This window comes from Microbacterium ginsengisoli, assembly GCF_000956535.1.
Lineage (GTDB): Bacteria > Actinomycetota > Actinomycetes > Actinomycetales > Microbacteriaceae > Microbacterium > Microbacterium ginsengisoli.
The window spans coordinates 1-7,231 of sequence record NZ_JYIY01000029.1 but is presented as its reverse complement, the minus strand read 5'-3'; the positions used below and the strand labels follow the sequence as shown (position 1 = coordinate 7,231).

Sequence of the window (7,231 nt, the reverse complement as noted above, 5' to 3'; positions counted from 1 at the left end):
GCGGTCAGGATGCCGCGGCCGCCGCCCGCGCGGCGTGCACCGCGATCGCGGCCGCCGCCGACCAGGCCTGCGGGCGACACGAGGCCGGGTAGGGCACCGGGGACGCCACCGTGTCGGACCCGTCGCCCGCGTGGAGCTCCGGCATGCGATAGTCGAACGCGACCGCCGCCGCGAGCAGCCCCTCACCGAGTACGGCCGCCTCGGCGTGGAATCCCTCCGCCGCGAGCCCCGCGATCACGATCGCGGTGTCGTGGGTCCAGACGCTCCCGCAGTGATAGCTGAGCGGCCAGTAGCCCGCGGCATCCGTCGACATCGTCCGCAGTCCGAAGCCCGACGACATGTCGGCGCTGACCAGATGGGCGGCGACCGCCGCGCTCTGCGCCTCGGTGAGGATGCCCGTGCCGAGCAGGTGCCCGATATTGCTCGTGACCGCGTCGACGCGCCGCTTGTCGGCGTCGAGCGCGACGGCGGGGTAGCCGCCGCGCGCGTCGTCGATCCAGAACGCTGTCGCGAAACGCTGCTTCATCTCCGCGGCCCACGCGCGCCACTCGTCGCCGCCCGCGCGGCCGAACTCGTCCAGCAGGGATGCCGCGGCCAGCGCCGCCTCGTAGGCGTAGCCCTGCACCTCGCACAGCGCGATGGGGCCGGTCGCGATCGTGCCGTCGTTCCAGCGGATCGAGTCGCCGGAGTCCTTCCAGCCCTGGTTGGCGAGGCCGCGTCCGGACTCGTCGATGTACTCGAGGAAGCCGTCTCCGTCGCTGTCGGCGTGGTCGCGCAGCCAGCCGAGCGCACGGTCGAGGGTGGGCAGCAGCGCCTCGACCTCGGGCCGCGGCATCCCGGCGACGAAGGCGTCGTGCAGCAGGGTGATCCACAGCGGGGTCGCGTCGACCGTGCCGTAGTAGAGCGGAGGCAGCGAGACGTTCTCGCCGGGGATCTCGTTCTGCACCGCGCGCAGCTCGTGCATGATGCGGCCGGGCTGCTCGGATGTCTCGGGGTCGCTCTTCGCACCCTGGTAGCCGGCCAGCACACGCAGTGTCGATGCGGCCAGCTCGTGCCCGAGGGGCAGCGCGAGGCGCGCGGCCCACAGCGAGTCACGGCCGAACAGGGTGAAGAACCACGGCGCCCCCGCGGCGAGGAAGACGTCGTCGGGGGAGGCGACCGTCGTCATGCGCAGCGCCTCGAGGTCGCCGGTCGCGCGGGCGACCCAGCGGTCGAGGCGGTCGTCGCCGCTCGGGGCGAGCGCGCGCCAGTTGGGCGGCTCGGCGGCTCCGCGCACGACGGCGGCCGTGTCGGAGGCGGACACCCGCCACACCAGTTCGGCCGCGCCGCGGGGGTCGGCCGCGGCATCCCAGACGATCTCGACCTCCCCGGCGCCGGCACCCTCGACGAGGCGCGCGCCGGAGACGGCGATCTCGGCGCGGGCCGTGTCGCGGCTCAGCACCGCGACGCCGTCGCCGACCTGGCGGGCCACCGCGATGCGGTCGCCCTCGAGACCCGCCTTCACCTCGTGCAGCTGCGCGAAGTCGCCGGCGAGGGCGAGTGTCACCCGCGCCGCCACGGGCTCGTCGAGCCCGTTCACGATCCGGATGCGCTCGGTCATCCCGCCGGGGGTCACCGTGCGGGTCACCTCGACGCGCACCCGCGGGTCGGCGGTCGCGTCGTCGAGCCCGCGGGCGAGCGCGATGAACGCGAGGGACGCGGCGTCCCGATGCTCGGTCGCGATCGGCTCGATCGCCGACCCGTCGATGCCCAGCACGATGCGGTCGAGCACCCGCACGTCGGAGTGGTACAGCCCGTGGATCGGACGCTCCCCCACCGTCCCGCTCGGCGACGACCACACCTGTGTGGGCGCGGCGAGCGAGACCACACTGTCGTGCAGCAGCGGCTGCAGGGGGGCGGACGGGATGGACGTGTCAGCGGCCTGCGCGCGGACGTCGGTGGTCATGAAGAGGGTGCCTTCCGGTCGGACGGGAGAGAGAAGAATCGGATGCGGCGCTCAGCCCGCGGCGCGCAGAGCGCCGAGCACGCGAGGCTGGATCGGCTGCGGGTGCACGTCGCCGGCGGCATCGCGCTCGACGCGCCACACCGCGCCGCCGGGCCGCTCGGCGATGACGTCGACGAGCTCGGTGCCGCGATAGACGAGGCCGGTGCCCTCATCGAGGGCATACCCGGCGGGGAGCTCGCCCGCCGCGATCGCGGCCTCGTGCACCACGCGCCGGGTCGGGTCGGAGTCGTAGTGCACGGCGAGAGAACCGGGCACGAACGCCGGGCCGTCGGCGAGCACGTCGATGCCGGGACCGCGCGACGAGGTCGTCGCTCCGGCATGCCAGCACAGGGCGCCCGCCGAGCCGCCCGCCAGCACCACGCCGGCACGCCACGCCTCGTCGAGGATCACGTCGAGTCCGTGCAGACGCCAGAGCGCCAGCAGGTTCAGCACGCTGCCCCCGCTGACCCAGATGACGTCCTGGGCGAGCAGGTGCGCGCGCAGGTCGGGCACGTTGGGATGCGGGAACAGGTGGACGTGCGAGGCATCCACCCCGACCAGTCTCGCCGCCTCGAGCTCGACGCCCTCGATGTGGCGCTGGTCGCCGCCCGCGGTGTTGAGATGGGCGACCCGCGGGCGCCGACCCTCGACGCGGGCGAGCGCGATCGCATGGAGCAGCATCGGGCCGTACGCCGCATCGCTCCACGATCCCGGCACGAACCCGCCGCACGTGGCGACGATCGTCGGATGCCGCGCGGTCACTCCTTCACCGCCCCGTCGCTGGAGTTCATGATGCGGCGCTGGAAGATGAAGAACAGCACCGCCACCGGGATCGTCATGAGAGCCGCCGCGGCCAGCTTGATCGGGAACTGGTTGCCCTGCGAGAGCTGGCCGCTCGCGAGCCCCGCGACGCCCTTCGTGAGGGTCGTCAGCGCCGGGCTCTGCGTCGACACGATGAAGTGCGCGAGCTCGTTCCACGACCCCTGGAACGACAGGATGATGATCGTGATGAGCGCCGGACGCGCCATCGGCAGCACGACCGACCAGAACACCCGGAAGCTGCCCGCGCCGTCGATGCGCGCCTGCTCCTCGACGCTCGGCGGGATCGACTCGAAGAAGTTCTTCATGATGAACACGCTCGCCGCGTCCGCCAGCAGCGGCACGATCATGCCCGTGTACGAGTCGTAGATGCCGAGCTGGTTGATGACGAGGAACTTCGGGATGAGGAGCACCACCGTCGGCACCGACATCACCGCCACCAGGGCGGCGAACACGACGCCGCGCCCCGGGAAGCGCAGGCGCGCCAGCGCGTAACCGGCGAGGGAGGCGAAGAAGGCGCGTCCGAGGGTGACGAAGACCGTGACGATCGCGGAGTTCATGAACCACACCGGGAAGTCTGAGTTCGCGAACAGGGTCGTGAAAGCCTGGGTGGTGAACGGGTTGGGGATCAGCGAGACCGGGTTCGCCGTGGCATCCTCATCGGTCTTGAACGCCGTCGCCACCTGGATCAGGAACGGGGCGATGTAGACGATCGCGAGCGCGCTCAGCACGACATAGGTGATGGGTCCGCCGAGGCGGAAGCTGCGACGGGCGCGACGGGCGGCGGTGGCGACGCTCACGAGCGACCCCCCTTCTCGACGACCGCGCTCTCGACGACCGCGCTCTGATAGAGGCGCATGCGACGGCGGGACACCTTGCGCTCACGCAGCACCCAGCGCTGCAGCAGCGTCAGCACGACGATGATGACGAACAGGATGAACGCGATCGCCGCACCCTGCCCCCACTCCTGGTTGACGAACGAGCTCTGATAGGAGAGGTACGCGGGCGTCAGCGTGGTCTTGCCCGGGGCGCCCTGCGTGCCCGTGTAGATCTGGTCGAAGACCTGCCAGCAGCCGATCAGGCCGAGGGTCAGCACGGTGAACAGGGTCGGCCGCAGCTGCGGGAGGGTGACCTGCCAGAAGCGCTGCCAGCCGTTCGCGCCGTCCATGATGGCGGCCTCGGTGACGTCGCCGGAGAGGTTCTGGAGCGCCGCGATGAACAGCAGCATGAACGTGCCGCTCGTCGTGAACACGGCCATGATGATGAACGCCGACATGGCGACCGACGGGCCGCCCAGCCAGTTCCACCACGAGACGCCGAGGAACGTGTTGTCGGTGAGGGCCGCCGGCCCCTGGGTCACGCCGAAGACGCCCAGCAGGTTCTGCACGATGCCATGCGGGTCGTTGAACCAGTTCGGACCATGGATGCCCACCCACGAGAGCACCGCGTTGACGGCGCCCGTCGCCGAGAAGAGGAACAGCCAGAGCACGGTGATCGCGACCGAGCTCGTGACCGACGGGAAGTAGAACGCGGTGCGGAAGAAGCCGCGCCCGCGCAGCACCTGACGGTTCACGAGAACCGCCAGTCCCAGCGCGACGGCCGTCTGGATCGGCACGACCAGCAGCACGTACCAGGCGTTGTTCTTCAGCGCCATGCCGAAGTCCTGGGTGGCGAGGCCGCCGCCGGTGAGCAGCTGCGCGTAGTTGTCGAGCCCGACGAAGTGCACGCCGGACGAGAAGGGGCTGCCCCGGCCGCCCCAGTCGGAGAAGCTCACCCACAGTGCCATGAGGACGGGCACGCCGAGGAAGAGGCCGAGCAGGATGACGACCGGGGCCGTGAAGATCCACCCCGAGGCGGCCTCACCGCGCCGGAGCGCGGAGCGGCGAGGCCGACTCGTGGTTGCGGACATGATGGCGGATGCCCCTTACTTGGCCAGCAGCGCCTGCAGGTTCGTCTGCGTCGCGTCGAGGATCGTCTGCGGGTCGCTCGTGGCGAGGGACTCGAGCTTGCTGTTGAGGTCGGTCACGACATCGGCCGAGCCCTTTGCCGTCGGCACGCCCTTGGCGTAGGAGGCGGCGTCGAGGAACGGCACCAGCGCCGCGTTCTCGCTCTTCCACTCATCGGCAGCCGAGGTGATCGACGGCATGACGCCGAACGCCTTCGAGAACGCCAGCTGGCTGTCCTTGCTGGTCAGCTGCTCGACGAGCTTGAGTGCGGCGGCCTGGTTGGGGCTGTCGGCGGCGATGCCCCAGCAGTTCGTGAACTGCAGGGTGCCCTGCCCAGCGGGACCGGCGGGAAGCTCCACGACCTTGTACTTCACGTTCGGGTAGTCGGAGCTCATGGCACCCGTGATCCAGTTGCCCTCGATCGTCATCGCGGCCAGACCCTTGCCGAAGGCCTCACCGCCCCAGCCCGCGCCGAGGTCCTTGGCGTACTTCAGCTCGCCGCCGTTGAGCAGCTGCTTGACGTAGTCGAGCGCCTGCACGTTCGCGGTCGAGTTGGCGGTCGCCTGCGTCGAGTCGTCGTTCATGAGGTTGCCGCCGGCTTGCACCATGAACGAGCCGATGCGGGCGTACTCGCCCGAGATGCCGAGACCCACGTGCCCGGCGGTCGTGAGCTTCTTCGCCACGGCGGTCAGGTCGTCCCACGTCTTCGGGTAGTCGGAGTCGGTCAGGCCCGCGGCCTGCCACATGTCGGTGTTGATGATCAGCTGCAGCGTCGAGAAGTCCTTCGGCGCGCAGTAGAACTTGCCGTCGTAGGTGAACGAGCTCACCAGGCTCGGGTAGAAGTCGCTCTTGTTGGCGAGCTGGTCGCCGTAGGCGAGCAGCGACCCGTTCGACGCGTAGCCGGCGAGGGCGTCGGTCGAGAGGTAGAAGACATCGGCCGGCTTTCCGGCGGCGAAGCCCTGCGACAGCTGCTGGCTGAGGTTGGATGCCGCGACCACGGTGGCCTTGGTGCCCGAGCTCTGCGACCAGCTGTCGACAGCGGCGGTGACGGCCTTCGTCTCCGCATCGCCCGACGAGCCGATCATGACCGTCAGCGGGTCGCTGGATGAGGTGAGGGTGCCGGATCCGCTCGTGGAGCTTCCCGACGAGAACCCCGACCCGCAGGCGGTGAGGCCGAGGGTCGCGGTGGCGGCGAGGGCGACGAACGCCAGGCCGCGACGTGCTGTAGTGCGCATGTGATCTCCTTGTGTCCGCCCATCCATCCTCGGATGAGTCGAGAGCGTCAGCTGCTCTGCTGGTTTTGATCGTTCAATTTGAACCATCAAATCCGATCGCTGATAACGTACGAGGCGGGCCGGAGGGCTGTCAAGCGGGTGCGCGGCAGACCCGGACGTGCCTGCGCGACGCGGATGCCGCGGCCCGCGGCATCCGAGAGGGGGACACGATGCACTCGCAGCCGACCGTCATCGATGTCGCCGCCGCCGCCGGCGTCTCCCGTCAGACCGTCTCGAACGTGCTCAACTCCCCCGAGATCGTGCGGCCCGAGACCCGCGAGCGGGTCGAGCGGGCCATTCAGGAGCTCGGCTACCTGCCCCACGCCTCCGCCCGCCGGCTGCGCACCCGACGAAGCTCCACGATCGGCATCCGGCTCGACCACCTCGCCGCCGACGGCATCTCGGGGAGCGTCCTCGACCGGTTCCTGCACGCGCTCACCGAACAGGCCGCCACCCGCGGCCTGCGGGTCATGCTGTTCACCGCCGCCGACGCCGACGACGAGATCGCCCAGCTGCGACGCCTCAGCGACGGCGCGGACGTCGACGCGTTCGTGCTCACCTCGACCGTGCACGACGACCCGCGCATCGACTGGCTCTGGGGCCGCGGCATCCGGTTCGTCGCCTTCGGCAGGCCCTGGGGACACCTCGACGCGCCGCATCCGTGGGTCGACGTCGACGGACAGGCAGGCGTGCGCGCCGCGACCGCGCACTTCGTCGCGACCGCCGGACCCCGCGTCGGATACATCGGCTGGCCCGCCGGATCGGGCACCGGCGACGACCGGCGCGCCGGATGGGCGAGCGTGATCGCCGAACATGCTCCCGCCGGAATGTTCGTCGACGGCCTGCTCGCCGACCTCGAGATCGACGCCCTCGAAGGCGTCGCCGAAGGCGGACGCGCGGCCCGCGAGCTCGTCGCGCGCACCGACGTCGACGCGATCGTGTGCGCCTCCGACTCCCTCGCGCTCGGCGCGTTCCTCGCCGTCGGCGACACCGTGCCGGTCTGCGGCTTCGACGACACCCCCGTCGCCGTGTCCCTCGGCTTCTCGAGCGTCGAACAGCAGCTCGGCGAGGTCGCGCGCGCCGTGCTCGACCTGCTCGCCCTGCCCGACGACGCCACCGACGCCCAGGCCCACCGTCTCGTCACCCCGCGCCTCGTCGTGCGGTAGCGGCCGCGCCCCGGTCGGGGGGGGGTGACGCTGCTGCGCGGC

At 70.9% G+C, this 7,231-nt stretch carries 6 protein-coding genes; 1 reads left to right on the top strand and 5 read right to left on the bottom strand.

The genetic code is table 11. The features are described 5' to 3' along the window. Window positions 1-4: 4 nt before the first annotated feature. From RR49_RS00380 to RR49_RS00360, 5 genes are read right to left on the bottom strand one after another with little or no spacing between them, the layout of a single operon-like run. Complete coding sequence (locus RR49_RS00380) at window positions 5-1,945, bottom strand: glycogen debranching N-terminal domain-containing protein (protein ID WP_045245753.1); 1,941 nt, start codon at window positions 1,943-1,945, stop codon at window positions 5-7. A gap of 51 nt (window positions 1,946-1,996) precedes the next feature. Then, complete coding sequence (locus tag RR49_RS00375; protein WP_045245752.1) at window positions 1,997-2,746, bottom strand: Type 1 glutamine amidotransferase-like domain-containing protein; 750 nt, start codon at window positions 2,744-2,746, stop codon at window positions 1,997-1,999. Further along, window positions 2,743-3,546, bottom strand: a complete 804-nt coding sequence (locus tag RR49_RS00370) for a carbohydrate ABC transporter permease (protein ID WP_235557407.1) — start codon at window positions 3,544-3,546, stop codon at window positions 2,743-2,745. Before RR49_RS00370 ends, RR49_RS00375 begins: the two co-directional genes overlap by 4 nt. Window positions 3,547-3,599: 53 nt before the next feature. Then, window positions 3,600-4,712 (bottom strand): carbohydrate ABC transporter permease, encoded by a 1,113-nt coding sequence (locus tag RR49_RS00365; protein ID WP_045245749.1) that lies wholly within the window; start codon window positions 4,710-4,712, stop codon window positions 3,600-3,602. Between the two features lie 15 nt (window positions 4,713-4,727). Beyond that, window positions 4,728-5,984, bottom strand: coding sequence for a sugar ABC transporter substrate-binding protein (locus RR49_RS00360; protein WP_045245748.1), 1,257 nt, complete (start codon window positions 5,982-5,984; stop codon window positions 4,728-4,730). Between the two features lie 209 nt (window positions 5,985-6,193). Between RR49_RS00360 and RR49_RS00355 the strand changes: the two genes are divergently transcribed. After that, complete coding sequence (locus RR49_RS00355; protein ID WP_045245746.1) at window positions 6,194-7,189, top strand: LacI family DNA-binding transcriptional regulator; 996 nt, start codon at window positions 6,194-6,196, stop codon at window positions 7,187-7,189. Window positions 7,190-7,231: the final 42 nt, after the last annotated feature.

Coding starts and splice junctions, on each gene's coding strand:
- RR49_RS00380 (WP_045245753.1), bottom strand. CDS start 1,945: ATGACCACCGACGTCCGCGCGCAGGCCGCTGACACGTCCATCCCGTCC.
- RR49_RS00365 (WP_045245749.1), bottom strand. CDS start 4,712: ATGTCCGCAACCACGAGTCGGCCTCGCCGCTCCGCGCTCCGGCGCGGT.
- RR49_RS00360 (WP_045245748.1), bottom strand. CDS start 5,984: ATGCGCACTACAGCACGTCGCGGCCTGGCGTTCGTCGCCCTCGCCGCC.
- RR49_RS00355 (WP_045245746.1), top strand. CDS start 6,194: ATGCACTCGCAGCCGACCGTCATCGATGTCGCCGCCGCCGCCGGCGTC.